The organism is Furfurilactobacillus curtus (genome assembly GCF_045862785.1).
Taxonomy (GTDB): Bacteria; Bacillota; Bacilli; order Lactobacillales; family Lactobacillaceae; genus Furfurilactobacillus; species Furfurilactobacillus curtus.
The window spans coordinates 83,126-98,242 of the sequence record NZ_BQXO01000006.1; the positions used below are offsets into that span (position 1 = coordinate 83,126).

Annotated in this window: 17 protein-coding genes and 1 other annotated feature; of the genes, 15 read left to right on the top strand and 2 right to left on the bottom strand. The window is 43.5% G+C overall.

Going from position 1 to position 15,117, the window contains the following annotated elements:
• The first annotated feature begins 19 nt into the window (after window positions 1–19).
• From ACKTR2_RS09170 to ACKTR2_RS09215, 10 genes are all read left to right on the top strand, one after another.
• The gene (locus tag ACKTR2_RS09170; RefSeq protein WP_407884707.1) at window positions 20–616 is read left to right on the top strand and encodes an RNA polymerase sigma factor; all 597 of its coding nucleotides are present in this window, start codon (window positions 20–22) and stop codon (window positions 614–616) included.
• A 315-nt stretch (window positions 617–931) separates the two neighbouring features.
• On the top strand, window positions 932–1,081 hold the full coding sequence (rpmG, locus tag ACKTR2_RS09175) for a 50S ribosomal protein L33 (RefSeq protein ID WP_407884709.1): 150 nt from the start codon (window positions 932–934) through the stop codon (window positions 1,079–1,081).
• Between the two features lie 11 nt (window positions 1,082–1,092).
• Window positions 1,093–1,269 (top strand): preprotein translocase subunit SecE, encoded by a 177-nt coding sequence (secE, locus tag ACKTR2_RS09180; RefSeq protein ID WP_407884710.1) that lies wholly within the window; start codon window positions 1,093–1,095, stop codon window positions 1,267–1,269.
• Window positions 1,270–1,407: 138 nt separating this feature from the next.
• A complete protein-coding gene (gene nusG, locus ACKTR2_RS09185) occupies window positions 1,408–1,959 on the top strand; it encodes a transcription termination/antitermination protein NusG (RefSeq protein WP_407884712.1) in 552 nt (183 codons plus the stop codon).
• A gap of 114 nt (window positions 1,960–2,073) precedes the next feature.
• Entirely contained in the window at window positions 2,074–2,499 is a 426-nt protein-coding gene (rplK, locus tag ACKTR2_RS09190; protein ID WP_057811427.1) for a 50S ribosomal protein L11, read from the top strand.
• Between the two features lie 200 nt (window positions 2,500–2,699).
• On the top strand, window positions 2,700–3,392 hold the full coding sequence (rplA, locus tag ACKTR2_RS09195) for a 50S ribosomal protein L1 (RefSeq protein ID WP_407884715.1): 693 nt from the start codon (window positions 2,700–2,702) through the stop codon (window positions 3,390–3,392).
• Window positions 3,393–3,431: 39 nt separating this feature from the next.
• Window positions 3,432–3,560 (top strand) — a sequence feature (ribosomal protein L10 leader region).
• Between the two features lie 23 nt (window positions 3,561–3,583).
• Window positions 3,584–4,093: a 50S ribosomal protein L10 gene (rplJ, locus tag ACKTR2_RS09200; RefSeq protein WP_407884717.1), complete on the top strand. Its 510-nt coding sequence runs from the start codon at window positions 3,584–3,586 to the stop codon at window positions 4,091–4,093.
• Window positions 4,094–4,172: 79 nt separating this feature from the next.
• Complete coding sequence (gene rplL, locus ACKTR2_RS09205; RefSeq protein ID WP_407884718.1) at window positions 4,173–4,538, top strand: 50S ribosomal protein L7/L12; 366 nt, start codon at window positions 4,173–4,175, stop codon at window positions 4,536–4,538.
• Between the two features lie 209 nt (window positions 4,539–4,747).
• Window positions 4,748–5,521: a CPBP family intramembrane glutamic endopeptidase gene (locus tag ACKTR2_RS09210; protein WP_407884720.1), complete on the top strand. Its 774-nt coding sequence runs from the start codon at window positions 4,748–4,750 to the stop codon at window positions 5,519–5,521.
• Between the two features lie 129 nt (window positions 5,522–5,650).
• Entirely contained in the window at window positions 5,651–6,526 is an 876-nt protein-coding gene (locus ACKTR2_RS09215; protein WP_407884741.1) for a cation diffusion facilitator family transporter, read from the top strand.
• 102 nt (window positions 6,527–6,628) lie between these two features.
• Here ACKTR2_RS09215 and ACKTR2_RS09220 read toward each other — a convergent pair whose 3' ends face one another.
• Complete coding sequence (locus tag ACKTR2_RS09220; RefSeq protein WP_407884722.1) at window positions 6,629–6,973, bottom strand: hypothetical protein; 345 nt, start codon at window positions 6,971–6,973, stop codon at window positions 6,629–6,631.
• A 650-nt stretch (window positions 6,974–7,623) separates the two neighbouring features.
• Between ACKTR2_RS09220 and ACKTR2_RS09225 the strand changes: the two genes are divergently transcribed.
• The 3 genes from ACKTR2_RS09225 to ACKTR2_RS09235 all read left to right on the top strand — a co-directional run bounded on the left by ACKTR2_RS09225 (window position 7,624) and on the right by ACKTR2_RS09235 (window position 9,176).
• Window positions 7,624–7,827: a cold-shock protein gene (locus ACKTR2_RS09225; RefSeq protein WP_407884724.1), complete on the top strand. Its 204-nt coding sequence runs from the start codon at window positions 7,624–7,626 to the stop codon at window positions 7,825–7,827.
• Between the two features lie 112 nt (window positions 7,828–7,939).
• The gene (locus tag ACKTR2_RS09230) at window positions 7,940–8,674 is read left to right on the top strand and encodes a threonine/serine exporter family protein (protein WP_407884743.1); all 735 of its coding nucleotides are present in this window, start codon (window positions 7,940–7,942) and stop codon (window positions 8,672–8,674) included.
• Between the two features lie 28 nt (window positions 8,675–8,702).
• A complete protein-coding gene (locus ACKTR2_RS09235; RefSeq protein ID WP_407884725.1) occupies window positions 8,703–9,176 on the top strand; it encodes a threonine/serine exporter family protein in 474 nt (157 codons plus the stop codon).
• Between the two features lie 161 nt (window positions 9,177–9,337).
• Here the strand turns inward: ACKTR2_RS09235 and ACKTR2_RS09240 are convergent, their stop codons facing one another.
• Entirely contained in the window at window positions 9,338–10,663 is a 1,326-nt protein-coding gene (locus tag ACKTR2_RS09240) for an LCP family glycopolymer transferase (RefSeq protein WP_407884727.1), read from the bottom strand.
• Between the two features lie 475 nt (window positions 10,664–11,138).
• On the opposite strand from ACKTR2_RS09240, the gene ACKTR2_RS09245 reads away from it, so the two are divergent.
• The gene (locus ACKTR2_RS09245; protein WP_407884729.1) at window positions 11,139–11,801 is read left to right on the top strand and encodes a phosphatase PAP2 family protein; all 663 of its coding nucleotides are present in this window, start codon (window positions 11,139–11,141) and stop codon (window positions 11,799–11,801) included.
• Between the two features lie 583 nt (window positions 11,802–12,384).
• A partial coding sequence (locus ACKTR2_RS09250; protein ID WP_407884731.1) for an MBG domain-containing protein occupies window positions 12,385–15,117 on the top strand: 2,733 nt, incomplete at its 3' end.

Genomic DNA, 15,117 nt, shown 5'->3' on the forward strand with positions numbered 1-15,117 from the left:
ACAGGAAGCAGGTGCAGAAATGGTTGGTTGGGATCGTGAAACAGAAGACCTCGTAATTAATGATGCCGATACTGGCGATCGACAAGCGTTTGAACGGTTATTTAATCAGTATCAGCCGCTGGTAGTTAAGTATTACTATCTATTGCATTTTAAGGGGATTTTAGTTGATTACGACGATTGGCAGCAGGAATCACGAATCGTCCTGACTGAAACATTGAAACGATATCACGGTCGCAAGTTCGGCGAGTTCGGCGCCTATTTTAAGACGAATATTCGGAACCGTGGTTTTGATTTAAAACGCCAGCAGAATGCACTTAAACGACGGGCCACGGAATTTAGTGAATCAATCGATGATGAGAGCCAAAATAATTTAGTCGACCAGTTGCGGGCATTTGGATTGACTGGCAGCCACCAATTAAATTTGCAAGTCTATTTAACGCGACTGAAGGCGTTACTGTCACCATTAGAAACGTTTGTCTGGCAAGGACTAATTAACGGAATATCGATTGCATATCTCGCTTATGTTGGTGGTGTTGATGAGGACCGGGTTACCAATGCGATTAATCGCTGCCATATTAAAGCAACCCGAGTTTTTCGAGCTATGCAGCGAGAATGATGTAAGAAGATTACCCAGTCTTGTTCACACTTAGTTGGTAAAAAAAGTGCTTATGACCGGCGCAGTGATGTCTCTAAAAAAACCAGGTTAAAATTGAGGGTGATCGCCGGCTGATCAAAGATGTAGTTGTAGCATCCGACGCTGACATAGTCTGAGTTAGCACTTGTCTAAAATTCTAACCCACTAAAAGTTGTCATCATGGACTGATTTATTCAATTGACACCGTCAGAATCGCGTGCTAGTCTGATTTAGATATTAATTGTTGAAGATCGCTTATTTTGTGGTGATCTAAATTTTGTACTGGAGGTGCCAGAGATGGCCAATCGTAAAGTCGCACTGGCATGTTCAGTGTGTGGATCACGAAATTACACTATTTCATCCAATCCTAATCGGACTAATCGGCTTGAAGTTAATAAATTCTGTAAACACTGTGGTCAATATACATTACATCAGGAGACAAAGTAGGAGGATAACTCATGCATTTATGGCGCTTTTTAAAGAGTGTGATCGCTGAATTGAAGATTGTTCGGTGGCCAACTGCCAAGGAAAATCGGCGTGATTCTTCGATTGTGCTCCTCGTCTCAGTGATGTTTGCGCTATTCTTCGCACTAATTGACTGGGGCATGCAGGCCCTTGTGACTTGGCTGGCTTAGCCAATTGACACAAGCATGTTTCTTGTATTTGGTCAAAGTGGTCAAATAGCATTATTTTTGATATACTGAGTTTGTTGGAAAACTTCGTTGCGTGCGAAGTTTTTTTATTTTGTCGATTGTTGGATGGAGGAATAGAACATGGCGGAAACCGCTGAAAAACTATGGTATGTGTTACACACGTATTCTGGCTATGAGAATAAAGTGAAAGCAAACTTGGAATCCCGGGCACAATCCATGGGAATGTCTGATTACATCTTTCGTGTCGTAGTACCAGAAGAAGAAGCACAACAGATTAAAGATGGTAAAGCTAAGACAGTGGTTGAAAATGATTTTCCGGGTTACGTGCTCGTTGAGATGATCATGACGGATCAAGCTTGGTATATCGTTCGTAATACTCCTGGCGTCACTGGCTTCGTGGGTTCTCATGGCGGTGGGTCAAAGCCAACCCCACTATTACCAGATGAAGTGAGCTTAGTATTAAATCGTATTGGCGTTGATGCGCGCCATCAAAGTGATTTTGATGTCGAGGTTGGCGAATCTGTCCGGATCGTTGATGGGGCCTTTTCTGATATGGTTGGTAAAGTAACAGAAGTTGATGACGAAAAACAAAAATTAAAGGTTAATGTTGACATGTTTGGGCGAGAAACTTCAGCGGAATTGAACTTTGCCCAAGTCGATAAAATCCAGTAATCGCTTGTCAGTAGTTGATCAACATGGTAAACTACTACGGTATGTGTTTACACATGCCGTGGGAGGCGCAAAACTTATGCGCCATCAACGACCACAATCAAGGAGGAATTGAACATGGCTAAAAAAGTAGCTAATGTTGTTAAGTTACAAATTCCTGCCGGTAAAGCAACACCTGCTCCGCCGGTTGGTCCTGCTTTAGGTCAAGCAGGAATTAACATCATGGGATTTACAAAGGACTTTAATGCCCGCACTGCTGACCAAGCAGGATTGTTGATTCCAGTTGTTATCACGGTGTACGAGGATCGTTCATTCGACTTCGTCACTAAGACCCCGCCAGCTTCTGTTCTACTGAAGAAGGCTGCTGGTGTTGAACATGGTTCTGGCGAACCCAACACGAAGAAGGTTGCTACGGTAACTAAAGCGCAAGTTGAGGAAATTGCCAAGACTAAGATGCAAGATCTAAACGCTGCCGACGTTGAAGCCGCTATGCGCATGGTCGAAGGTACTGCACGGAGCATGGGCTTTACTGTAGAAGGCTAAGCCTAACTTTGACGGTACGGATACTCGGCAAAAGCTGAATGTATCAGGTGGAAGAAAAACACCGAGCAGAAATGAGCGTTAAGAAACGGCACACAGTGAGTGAGATGTCATTTATCGACTAGAGTGACAGCTCATGCATAGTGTCGAAATTCCTGCTGAGCGTTTTTCGCCATTACCACATTTGCAAGGAGGAAAACACAATGGCCACTAAAAAGGGCAAGAAGTATCAAGAAGCTGCCAAGCAAGTCGATAAGACAAAAGCTTACAGCGTAGAGGACGCCGTTGCCTTGGTGAAGAAGATCGACTTCGCGAAGTTCGATGCTACAGTTGAAGTTGCCTTCAACTTAAACTTAGACACCAAGCAGGCAGACCAACAGTTACGTGGGGCAATGGTTTTACCTAACGGAACTGGTAAAACACAACGCGTCATCGTATTCGCAAAGGGTGAACAAGCCCAAGCTGCTAAAGATGCAGGTGCTGATGAAGTCGGTGATACTGATTTGGTTCAACGTATCTCTGATGGTTGGTTAGACTTTGACGTTGCAATTGCAACACCAGACATGATGGCTCAAGTTGGCCGTTTAGGTCGCCAATTGGGGCCTAAAGGCTTAATGCCTAACCCTAAGACGGGTACGGTTACCATGAACGTTGCCCAAGCTGTCAAAGACGCTAAGGGTGGACAGGTGACTTACCGGACCGATCGTGACGGAAATGTTCACGTTCAAATCGGTAAAGTATCATTCTCTGAAGACCAACTTGTTGGTAACTTCAAAGCGATTGAAGACGTGATTGTTCGTGCACGTCCAGCCGCTGTTCGTGGGACTTACGTACAACACTTATCTGTTGCTTCAACGTTTGGCCCAGCCGTAACGGTTGATTTAGCTAGCTTCTAATTCAAGCATTGACGTGAATGAGTTGCTTTGCTAAGATGATCTAGTAATTTAATTTTACCTAAGACTCAGGTGGCTTTGTGCCTTAATATCCTGCCGAGGCAAAGCGATTCGTGTGAATGACTTTGAACCCGCTGTCTTAGATTAGGACAGCGGTTTTTTTAGGTAAAAAATCAATCATGGAGGTGTAAAACGTGAGTAAAGAAGCAATTGCAGCAAAAGCTGCCATCGTTGACGACGTTGCGAAAAAATTAACGGACGCCAACTCAGTTGTTGTTGTTGACTACCGTGGTTTAACGGTTGAAGAAGTAACGGATTTACGTAAGCAATTGCGTGATGCCGACGTTGCTATGGAAGTTATCAAGAACAAGATCTTAACTCGTGCCGCTGAAAAGGCTGGCGTGGCTGATTTAAACGATTCTTTCGTTGGACCAACTGCTGTTGCCTTTGGTAATGGGGAAGATTCCATTGCCGCAGCGCGGATCTTAGCTAAATTTGCTAAGGATCATGATGTCCTTGAAATCAAGGGCGGTATGATGGAAGGTAAAGTTGCCAGCGTTGAGGAAATCAACACATACGCAACCTTGCCAAGTCGCGAAGACTTACTGTCAATGCTGGCTTCCGAATTGCAATCACCAATTCGCAGCTTTGCCTTTGCAGTTAAGCAAGTGGCTGATAACAAAGATGACGAACCAGCTGCTTAATTATTTAAGCTCGACTGATCATTACCTGATTAATTTACCGGCTTGACCGGAACACATTTAAAAATGGAGGATTACAATCATGGCTTTAGACTCACAAAGCATTGTTGATCAATTAAAAGACGCAACCATCGTTGAATTAAACGACTTGGTTAAAGCAATCGAAGAAGAATTTGGTGTTAGTGCTGCTGCTCCAGTTGCAGCTGCTGGTGCTGCTGGTGGCGACGCTGCTGCTAAGACTGAATTTGACGTTGAATTGACTAGTGCCGGTTCAGCTAAGATCAAAGTTATCAAGGCTGTTCGTGAAGCAACTGGTTTAGGCTTGAAGGACGCTAAGGACTTAGTTGATGGCGCACCTAAGAACATTAAGGAAGGCTTGTCTGAAGACGATGCCAACGCTTTGAAGGCTACTTTGGAAGAAGCCGGCGCTACGGTTACTGTTAAGTAGTTCCTTTCGAAGAAGATAAATTCATACTGCGTAAGCGATTCTGCTTGCTAATTTGAATTTGATTAAAGTCTTGCCATATTTTACTTGGTAAGGCTTTTTTTGTTGCAGTGATGGATAAAGGGTCACTCGCTGATAGTTAGCGGGTCCGATTACTTGAGATGGAGACTTAGTTAGATTAAGCTAAAAAAATCTTCATAGGGGGTACCAACATGAATACACAGACTGAGACACGTTTTTTTCTTGAGAAGAAACAATCGGCTATTGATTTACCCTTAATTGACACACCAACTCAATCTTTAGCCAATTATTGGTTCATTGCATTGGCAAGCATCGCCATTATTTTATCTCAGGTTGCTACCAACTTTGTCAAGACGGCTAATCCAATTGAATTAGGACTGGTTGGTCTGTATCAAACTTTTGGCCCTTTACTACTCTTTTTATTGTTATTTCGGTATGGCGCCAAGCAACCGCTAAAAACATTGTATCGTCGTTTTTCAGTACGTGATCTAGGGGTAATGCTCCTATTCACTGTTATCAATTTAGCTTATGGGCAGTTGGCGTCTTCCTTTATCCCTAGCGTCGCTAATAAAAGCATTGTTGCCAGTACTGGTCATGGGAGTCTAGCAAATAAAATCCTCCATTTCACAACTAACTCGATATTAAACGTACCTGCCTTGATGATTGAAGAATTATTTGGCATTATTTTATTCTTAGCATTGGCAGCGATGATTAAAAAATATGCCCATCAGCGACGGAATGCCAGCATGTGGATTGCACTCGTGATTTCAATGTTTATGTTTGGCCTCATGCACTTTTATGTATACGATTGGCATTTGGCACAAATGTTCTTCATCATTGGCGTTTCCCGTTTGATTACAACAGGACTTTATATTCGAACCAAGTCGATCTGGCCGGCCTTTTTTGCCCACTGGTTAACTGATACGTTCATTATGTTCGTGACTACATTTACGCTGTGGCAGTAAAATAGCCATAAATCGCTTTTTGTGTTTAACCCTTCATATGCGATAATGAACAGTGAGCGGTGGACGAGTGGATCGGCTCATCGTATCTCTTAGTTAGAGAGGAGGGCGACCATAGTGCAAGAAACGAAAATGACGGGCGCCCGATTTTTATTTGTTACCTTACTTAATTTATTAATCACCGTTGCTGAAATTGCTGGGGGACTAGTGTCTGGATCATTGGCCTTACTGTCAGATGCTTTTCATAATTTAGGCGATTCTTTGTCGATTGTTTTAGGCTATGTTGCTCAAAGAATTAGTGGCAAGCAGCAGAATCGCCAACGAACATTTGGCTATCGACGAGCAGAAATTCTCGCAGCCTTTGTCAACGGTTTATTCTTAATTGGTGTTTCTGTGGTATTAATGGTTGAGGCAGCGCGTCGCTTTATGAAGCCTGAACCAATTAACGGCGATATCATGTTAATCGTCGCCGTTATCGGGCTACTTGCGAATTTGATCTCTGCTATTTTGATGCACCGCGGAGCTGAAGAAAGCCTAAATATCAAGGCAACCTACTTACATGTCTTGGCTGATGCTTTATCTTCCATCGCGGTTATTATTGGTGGGGTGTTAATCGTTGTCTTTAACATCACGTGGATTGATCCTTTGTTAACCTTACTTGTTTCATTTTATATCATCTATGAAACGTGGCCGGTGATTCATGATTCGATCAGTATCTTGATGCAAACGGCGCCACAGCTAGACTATGATGCGATTGCTGCTGATATTACCACGATTCCTGGCGTCATTCGGGTTCATCATATTCACGCATGGTTGATTGATGAAAATAAAGTGGTCTTTTCGGCGCACGTGAATATGCAAGATGTGATGCTTAGTGAAGCGGAACAAACGGTAGCTCAGATCCGTGATCTATTAGTACAAAAGTATCATTTATGTCATGTCACCATTCAGCCAGAGGTTCATCATGGCGCTAACGACGCGTTATTCGTGAACAAGGATCGTCTATAAAAGGTAGCATTGTCAAAATAAAAAGCTGTTATCCACAGTAATGTGGGTGACAGCTTTTTGTCGAGCATAGATTCATTGGGCTAATTATATTCTGAGTGATTATTACGCGGTTGCCAGTTGAGCAAATTGTTGTTGGTACCAACCGGACCATGGTATCTCTGAATGGCCATTAGTGTAAAAGCGCAATCCAATCTCATGCAAGAGTTGGCGATAATCATCACTATTAAAGTTCACACTAGTGGTTAAGCGTTCCTCAGGCGTAAATGATTGATTCAAAGTTAACTCGTGATTAATGTTATCAATGTATCCGTGCTGGTGATCATAGGTGGAAATCAATTCTAGGTTACTTTGTTGCCATAAACCAATATAAAACTTGGCAAAATCGGTCACTGCCGTTGTTTGAGCGGAATGATCGAGTTCGTCAATAGCTAGCAGTTGTTCTGCCATATTAACGCCTCCAAATTATCATTCAGTGTCATTTTAGCACTTTTAGAAGTTGAACAGGATGATTTGAATTTACATACGATCAAGAATTGATCCAATTTTAGCTGGATTATTAACGGTTTAGCTCGATAATGGTCGACATTTATGATAGAAGAAGTGGCAACGGATAAATATTGCGAGATCAGCAAAAACGCCAAGGCAGTCGTATACCTTATTGAGGGGTCTAGTAAGTTGAAATTCAGTAGTTGTTTGAAATTACTGTAGCACGTTTACTAGGAGCGTGCTAACTTGGATGCCTGTAATTTATTTGGCGACAATGTGCAGATTTGTGGCAGGAAGCCACCAGTTGTGCAAAAATTTTATTCATCTTGAAGCCTTAGTTGAATCGATTTGTTGGTCTTCAGGCCTAGGGAGGACGCTACGATTCAGTTATAATTTTGGGGCGTCGCAAACGTCAACCTGCTCAATAAATTTATTTTTACAAGACTAAGGCATGGTCAAAAAACCGCTTCCTATGATACAATTATTGTGTAGTTTGGTTCGGGAATGATGGTTAGATCGGCTCATGCTTGTTCGTGACAGTCCCCATTTGTACCAGTGCCAATTTACAAACTTTATAAACTGCGTACAGACGCACAGGAGGACTCAACAACATGGCAGAACACGGTACTGTTAAATGGTTTAACGCTGACAAAGGCTTCGGTTTCATCACCCGCGAAAGCGGCGACGATGTTTTCGTTCACTTCTCAGCAATCCAAGGCGATGGCTTCAAGACGCTTGAAGAAGGCCAAGGTGTTACTTTCGATGTTGAAGAAAGTGACCGTGGACCACAAGCTGCTAACGTCGTAAAAGACTAATTAATAGCAGAATTTTGGCGGTGTCGGGCTTCCAGTAGGAAGGCGACACCGCTTTTTTTTAATCCATCATCATGAAACGGAAGTGATTAGTGTGCAGACAGCTCAATTAGTCATGAATACCGCCCTGCTGGCTGGGGAAATTTTGTTAAGCAATGGTTCGGAAATTGCTCGGGTGGAGGATACAATGACGCGAATTACGACTAATGCTGGTTTTAAACAAGCAGATGTTTTTGTGTTATTGACCGGGATCACGATGTCCTTACCAGAAGTGGGATTGACACAAGTACGGCCAATTCACACGCGAACCATTGACTTAGAAAAAGTTGATCAGGTTAATACGTTATCACGTCAGTTCGCCGCCCAAGAAATTGATTTAAGAACATTTAATCGACGTTTACATCAAATTAGTGCAGCCGTCGCGACGTTCCCTTTTTGGTTACAAGACTTGGCGGCAATTGTGGTTAGTGTCACGCTAATGGTAGCCTTTACGCACATTGATGACTGGGTGACGGTTGGCTTAACAGCACTGGCTGGTGGGGTTGGATATGCTGTCTTTTACTACATAAATCATGAGGTGCGCATTCGTTTTCTGTCTGAATTCTTAGCGGCTTTATTAATTGGCTTAATCGCGGATCTGGGTTTGATGTGGCTAGGCCTGAGTCGTCCTGCTCGGGATGCGGTCATCATCGGGGCACTCATGCCATTAGTGCCTGGCGTGCCACTTATGAATGCTTTTCGTGATACAATCGCTGGCAATTTTTTGAGTGGTCCGGCACGAGCCATGGAAGCAGTGCTTTCGGTTGGTGCGATTGGCGTTGGCATTGCGCTGATGGTGAGTTTGAGATAAGTCGTTTAAATAAAAGAGGGATGAAAGCATGCAATTATTATGGGCTGGTCTTTTGGCGTATTTAGCGACTGTGGGTTTCGGCATCATTTTAAACATTCCGCGACGAGCATTGAATATTGCCGGCTTAATCGGGCTAACTGGCTGGGTCGTTTATACAGCAATTGAAGCTTTGCCAACTAGTTACAAACAATTGTCGCTAATGGCACTCGGGATGTTGGCTGCTAGTATCGCGATCGGGTGGTTGAGTAGTTTTGCTGCGCGACATAAACATATGCCGGTTATTTTATTCAACATTCCTAGCTTGGTCCCGTTAGTTCCTGGCGGCCAGGCTTATCAGATGGTCCGTAATTTGGTCCTGGGTCAAATGACCGAAGCAATGGGATATCTCGGCCAAGTGGTTGTCGTAGCAGGAACGATCGCTTTGGGATTTCTACTAGCTGAATTAAGTGAACGTGTGTGGCGTCGCGGGCAACGCCGGTGGAAGTTAACACAAAACCATTAAAGAGGCATGCTAAAAAGGTCACTTCATAATAGAAGTGACCTTTTTAGCATGCCTCTTGAGTTATTCATTGTTTAGTTAAATTTGACTTTTGTCGAAGATTACTGATTGACCAGACGGGACTAATGTTCGTTCATGACTCAGATTGTTTTGCTGTGAGTGTTTTAGTATCCGTAACCTGTGTAGCCACCAGTATTCTTAGAATCTTTCCCAGTGGCATTAGCTGTATCCCCCGAGGTGTTTGAATTACCAGCACCGTAATTAGGGTTGAGTGAGCTGTCAGAGCCACTGTTGTAGGCCTTGTCATATTGCGAGGCCGTATTTGTGTCTTTGCCCCAAGTTGAAGCGGTGTCGGCTGTTTCACCGTAAGAAACTGATGGCGCATAAGCCGCTAGTGAGGCAGGGACATAGCTAGCAAAACGTTTACCTGTTTTTGCTTTTGGTAATTGCAGTTGTTTTCGGACCTCGTTGGTGATGCGTTGCTTCTCCGTCGTTGGCAGCACTTCAAAACTTTGGCCGGCGATATCGTCACTGACTCCCTGAACGTGGTCTGAGACAACATGTTTCGTAGCAGGGCGATAGTTATTAGCCAAAGCAATCATATCGCCAAAAGTGAAATCGGTTCGTGACTGACTCGCAATAGAATTTAAAAAGTCTTGATTTAATAAGTTCGATAAGTTGCCACTCTTCTTTAACAATGCGGTAATTACGATTCGCTGACGCAGTGTTCGGCCATAGTCACTCTCAGGATCTTGATAGCGCATTCGGGTAAATTTAAGCGCTTGTGCACCATTAACATGGATCTTTTTGCCCTTAACGAATTTTTGGTTTTCATAAGTGAATGAGAGTGGCGGCACAATGTCGACACCGCCGACTTTGTTGATCACTTTTTCTAAGCCACCCATGTTGAGGAGGGCGTAGTAGTCAATTGGCACGTTAAAGAGTTTTTCAGTTGTTTTAATAGCTGTTTTTGTCTGACCGAAGTAGTAGGCGGCATTGATCTTAGTTGGAAATTCGTTTTCATAACCGACAACCGACACTAGTGAGTCACGTGGAATGCTGATCATCGTGGTCGTCTTCTTTTTTGGATTAACAGTAACTAACATCATTGAGTCGGTTCGCCCGCCAGCCCATGCCTTAGAGTTTCGTCCCAAGGCACCGACGTCGGTGCCCATCAACAGGATTGAAATAGGTTTACCCTTCTTGATTTTGGCACTAACGTCTGTTGCCTTGGCGCCATTAACTGAATTAAACATCTCATTAGAAGAATGTTTTAAATTGTTGTATAGCTTGAAGCCAAAACCGCCAATAACCAATAAGAGCACTGCAATAATTGCAAAAAAGGTGTTTCGAATGGGATGGCGATGACGTCTAGGCGGTTTAGGGTCGTTATTTTGAGGTGACGCCGAAGATGAGTCTTCGATAAAATGATTGCCATGCGTTCGCCGATCATAGCGATTTAAGCGCGAGTCTTGATTGTCGTTGTTCATAAATTCCTCCGGGTTAGCTAGGTCTGATCACCATTGCAGACGAGCACGGTTAGATAAAAGAAGTCGATCGTGATCTAAAAGTCGTGATCAGCCAAAATAACTGGCCACAAATTAAATGGACTTGTTATTGATAAAACAAGTTTGTTGGGTGGCAGTAATGGTAGCTGCAAATCGTCATTCATTGTACCAGTTGGTAACAATGACCACACTCATTCTAAGGATTTGTAATCTGATTATCTCGACTTAAGCCATTTCTTTAGAAATCTTTTCCGGTTCACGACAAACTAGGGGCTAAAATAAGGATCAAAATTGTAGTAGTCTTGGCATTACAACATTTTTTAAGGAAGCCTTAACTGGTTAAAGGAGCGTAAAGCTCATGAACGAACCACGGCGATTCGGCAAGGGTGTGCTATACTTTGTCAATGGTCTTTTGACCGAATTTAGACCCCGGTAAACGGGGGGAGGTTCAAAATTTATGTTGATTGAGAAAGAAAGGGGCCGCGGACTCATCTTAACCGTGACCACCATCTTGTTTTTAATGTTAGCGGCAATGGCAATGCGGCAATCGCAGTTGCTTGGGTTGATTGATTCAGAGATGGTCAATCGCATTCCACGTAATAGTGCTTTCGCCACAGCTGTGTTTTCAGCAATTACGAAACTAGCTAGTCCGTCATTTGATTTAGTCTATATGGTGCTGATCGCCGGTTGCTTATGGTTCTTCCATTATCGTATTCCAGCCTTGTGGGCATTAGGATACGGTTTGGGAGGGAATGTTTTAGGCACACTGATTAAGCACATTGTGGCTCGATCCCGTCCGATCGGTCATTTACCCGCTGATGATGGTTATAGTTTTCCCTCTGGACATGTGTTGGGCACCTTCATGGTGGCAGCTATTTTGTTTTTAGTGGTTCTACCAGTGATCAAAAGCCGATTACAGCGCCTGCTAATTCAAACGATTCTATGTATTTGGGTGTTGCTGGTGATGTTCAGTCGAGTCTTCCTACAGGCACATTTTCCGACAGATACGATTGGCGCCGTATTGCTTGCGTACGCTTGGTTGCAGGTGGCTGAATACTTGTACATATGGTTAGCGCCCCAGTTAAAACAATGGTCTTGGTTAAAAACATCAAAGCTTTAATGAGCAAAAGTCTACATGACAATGTAGGCTTTTTTTGTTGTGCTAAGTCACTTTGTTACCCCCACTTAGCATAATTTTGTTAATTGGATCAGTTTGCCAACTGCCCAATTCGGCTAGTGTTGATCATTTATTTGATCCCCATGGAGCGACTGAGCGTGTTGCTGTATCGGCTAGTATGCAATAAGAATTATGAAGAGGCGTTTAACAAGTGCTCCTAGTGGTAACAGATTCGAAAATGTTATAAATTGTACGCAATAGGTTTATTAAATGAACTAATGATAATAAATCAATAAATTGTTTTAGCGTTGTCTATTTTAAACCGAGTTTTATAAGCCCAACTAACAGCATTAATGACGTTAATAAAATGTAACGAAATAGTTATTAAATATGATTAATTTGAATCAATATAATGCCTTAATTATTGACCTATTAATGCTACAATTAGTGATGTCACAAATAAGATAACCATTTATTTAAACGTTCTTTTTTAGCCTTAACTTAAGCGAGTAAATAGTTTTATTTCTTCAGTTAACTTTTTTGTGCTGAATGGATGACTGGACGAACTTAGGCCTCGGAGGAGCATATGAGAAAGCAGAATCAAGCACAATCGGAACATTACAAAATGTATAAGAAGGGCAAGCAGTGGCTATTTGCGTTAGTGACGCTATTTGGTGTCGGCATTACGGCCAACCTGACGACTGTCCATGCGGCCACTGATAGCGGCCAGCCGGCTGAAGCAGCAGCCAGTCCGACGAGCAACCCCATGCAAGAAATCTCCTTAACGACGAGCAGTGCCTCAGGGGTTGCCTCAGCTGCCTCAGCACCTGCTAGTCAACAGTCATCTGGTGACACATCATCAACGACTTCACCAACTGATAGTGAAGCGAAGTCCGTTACGACTGATTCCACGACGAGTACTGAAGCACAGCAGCAATCGGCAACCATCCAGGCGACCGCTAGTGATCAAAAAATGGCGACTTCAACGGCGCCTGATTTAAGTGTAGCTTCACAGACGACGACACAAGCGGCTAGTTCGACGACTAGTGACCAAATAGCACTGCCAACTATGGCACCAACAGCGGTCCGCATGAATACAGTGGCTGACGGAATCGAGCGAGTTAGTTTGTTAGCGACGGATGCTGTGTCAGCCGCTGATCAGCCGACTGCACCGACGCTAACTGGGGCGCCTTCTTTATCTAATTTTTATGTGAATGGCGCTACTGTTACCTATAATCAGAGCACAACCTTATCTTTGAACCACATTTATAACCCCTCAGGTAGTCAGCAACTATACGGAGTCTATGTTGTATTACCGCCGTCAGTTATGGGGGCCTCATTATCTGTGATCCAACAGGCAGCTAATAACCTGGTTACAACGATGCAAAATGAAAAATATTCGATTGCTTCTATGACCGTCTATCAGTTGCCAAATTCGGTTAGTGGGCGGGAAGTCTATTACTTACGTCCTAATGATGGTGCTAATGCCGCTGGTGCTATAACAGCCGTTGAGTTTGACTTTCCAATTCAAACCGGATTAGCTACTGATCCAGCCGTGCCCGTAAGTTGGCAGATGAATGCAAACACTAATGATCAGTTAATAACGAACACGGTTATGTTTGCTGGGGCAAGTAATTATACGTCAGGTGGTTTCTATCCGACCGTTAGTGCGACAACGGTCGGTATAATCGGGGCTGTCGACCAGAATGTACAAGGAATTGTATACTCCGGTATTGCCCGAAGCTTTTCTTATAAACACTCAACAATCGTTGACACATACAATGTGATTGATGGTACCACTGGCAAACAGATCACTTCAAAAGCAGTTCAGGGTCTGGATGGCAGCAGCTACTCACGAGCTACACCATCGACAGGAACGAATACAAACGCAGTTGATACTTTAGCTTCATTGGGCCTAAGTTCAACACAGTATGATCAGGCCAGCATGACGATCAATTCGGGGACGTTTTCTGATACTGAATATTTCTCTGGTGATACGACTGGGACGGGTTCCAGCTTTCCGGGCAGTACGTACACGATTACCGTCTATGAGAATGCCGCCAAAGTTGCTGTTAATTATGCCTATGAGCAGTTGGATGCTAATGGAAATCCAGTTTTGGGTAGCGATGGTAAGCCAATTCTGACACCGATGACGGGGCTAGATGCAAGTTCATACCCAACGGAGGCAACTTATCCAAATGGCACCGTGTTAAACGGCACTGATGTTAATTATGTAATTCCCACGAGTGTGACGACACCACCAACGGGTTATACTTTTGCGTCAACTCAAGGCTCTTTGACGGGGGCTTTGCTGAATACGCCACAAACAGTAACAGTTATTTTTAAACAAGATCCGGCCACTGTTACTGTGAATTATTATGCAGTAGATCCGAATGGCAATCCTTACTATAGTTATGATGTTAAAAATGATGACGGCAGCGTGACTACACAGTACACGACGGATTCAAGCACACCGGGAGCAAAGCCGTATTTGCTAAATCAAAGTGGTGAAGTTCCTCCTCTGGACGGCTTTTTTGGTGACACCTATACGACAAATGCTCCAGCGCAGGTAACCGATCTTGTAGCCGGTCTGCCATATCATAACTATTATCAACTATACGGAACCATTGATGCTAATGGCGTAGTGACAAAGGGTGCGGCCTCTATTTCTGGTAATTATGGGGCAGGTTCAAATACCATTGGTTTCTACTATGTCAGGCAGGTACCCACTAGTGAAACGTATACGGATACGTTAGGAAATGTGTTGGCAACACCGATTAATCAGGCCTGGATTGATGGTCAAACAATTTCCTTATCTGAAATTAAGAGTTTTGACGGGACCACCATTGATTGGGATAAGTCAATAGTCTCTCTGGTTGATACCATAACACCGTCTGCACCTGAATCTATTCGGGATTTTGTTACTACAACTTCCGAACTTTCTCAGCCAGCTACTGATGCCCAAGTTTTAGCAGCTTGGCCAGGATTTTTACAAGCTTTTTCTGCTACAAAAGTGGCTGCAGGAATGCAGTTTGCTGCTGTTACGATTAATTACGTGTATAAGCTAAATGTGACTGATGTTATCCTGCAAGGTGGCAGTAAAGTTTACGATGGGCAGCCAATTACGGCAGCCGTCACGGCAGTGACCACCATGCCAAATGGACTAGTGACGACTGGCTTGAGTCAAGGGACGGATTACCCCGTTAGTGGTTCAGATTCCGAGCTGACGAATGTTGGATTATACACGGTGACGCTGACAAAAGAAGGTTTGGCAAAGTTAGAAGCACAGAATCCTAACTATGACTTTACGGGGATCACC

What these genes read in the sequence shown, in the direction of transcription:
- ACKTR2_RS09225 (WP_407884724.1), top strand. Translation starts at nt 7,624, where the DNA reads ATGGCAGAACACGGTACTGTTAAATGGTTTAACGCTGACAAAGGCTTC.
- ACKTR2_RS09170 (WP_407884707.1), top strand. Translation starts at nt 20, where the DNA reads ATGGTTGGTTGGGATCGTGAAACAGAAGACCTCGTAATTAATGATGCC.
- ACKTR2_RS09240 (WP_407884727.1), bottom strand. Translation starts at nt 10,663, where the DNA reads ATGAACAACGACAATCAAGACTCGCGCTTAAATCGCTATGATCGGCGA.
- ACKTR2_RS09245 (WP_407884729.1), top strand. Translation starts at nt 11,139, where the DNA reads ATGTTGATTGAGAAAGAAAGGGGCCGCGGACTCATCTTAACCGTGACC.
- rpmG (WP_407884709.1), top strand. Translation starts at nt 932, where the DNA reads ATGGCCAATCGTAAAGTCGCACTGGCATGTTCAGTGTGTGGATCACGA.
- ACKTR2_RS09235 (WP_407884725.1), top strand. Translation starts at nt 8,703, where the DNA reads ATGCAATTATTATGGGCTGGTCTTTTGGCGTATTTAGCGACTGTGGGT.
- ACKTR2_RS09215 (WP_407884741.1), top strand. Translation starts at nt 5,651, where the DNA reads ATGACGGGCGCCCGATTTTTATTTGTTACCTTACTTAATTTATTAATC.
- nusG (WP_407884712.1), top strand. Translation starts at nt 1,408, where the DNA reads ATGGCGGAAACCGCTGAAAAACTATGGTATGTGTTACACACGTATTCT.
- ACKTR2_RS09210 (WP_407884720.1), top strand. Translation starts at nt 4,748, where the DNA reads ATGAATACACAGACTGAGACACGTTTTTTTCTTGAGAAGAAACAATCG.
- rplA (WP_407884715.1), top strand. Translation starts at nt 2,700, where the DNA reads ATGGCCACTAAAAAGGGCAAGAAGTATCAAGAAGCTGCCAAGCAAGTC.
- ACKTR2_RS09220 (WP_407884722.1), bottom strand. Translation starts at nt 6,973, where the DNA reads ATGGCAGAACAACTGCTAGCTATTGACGAACTCGATCATTCCGCTCAA.
- rplK (WP_057811427.1), top strand. Translation starts at nt 2,074, where the DNA reads ATGGCTAAAAAAGTAGCTAATGTTGTTAAGTTACAAATTCCTGCCGGT.
- ACKTR2_RS09230 (WP_407884743.1), top strand. Translation starts at nt 7,940, where the DNA reads ATGAATACCGCCCTGCTGGCTGGGGAAATTTTGTTAAGCAATGGTTCG.
- secE (WP_407884710.1), top strand. Translation starts at nt 1,093, where the DNA reads ATGCATTTATGGCGCTTTTTAAAGAGTGTGATCGCTGAATTGAAGATT.
- rplL (WP_407884718.1), top strand. Translation starts at nt 4,173, where the DNA reads ATGGCTTTAGACTCACAAAGCATTGTTGATCAATTAAAAGACGCAACC.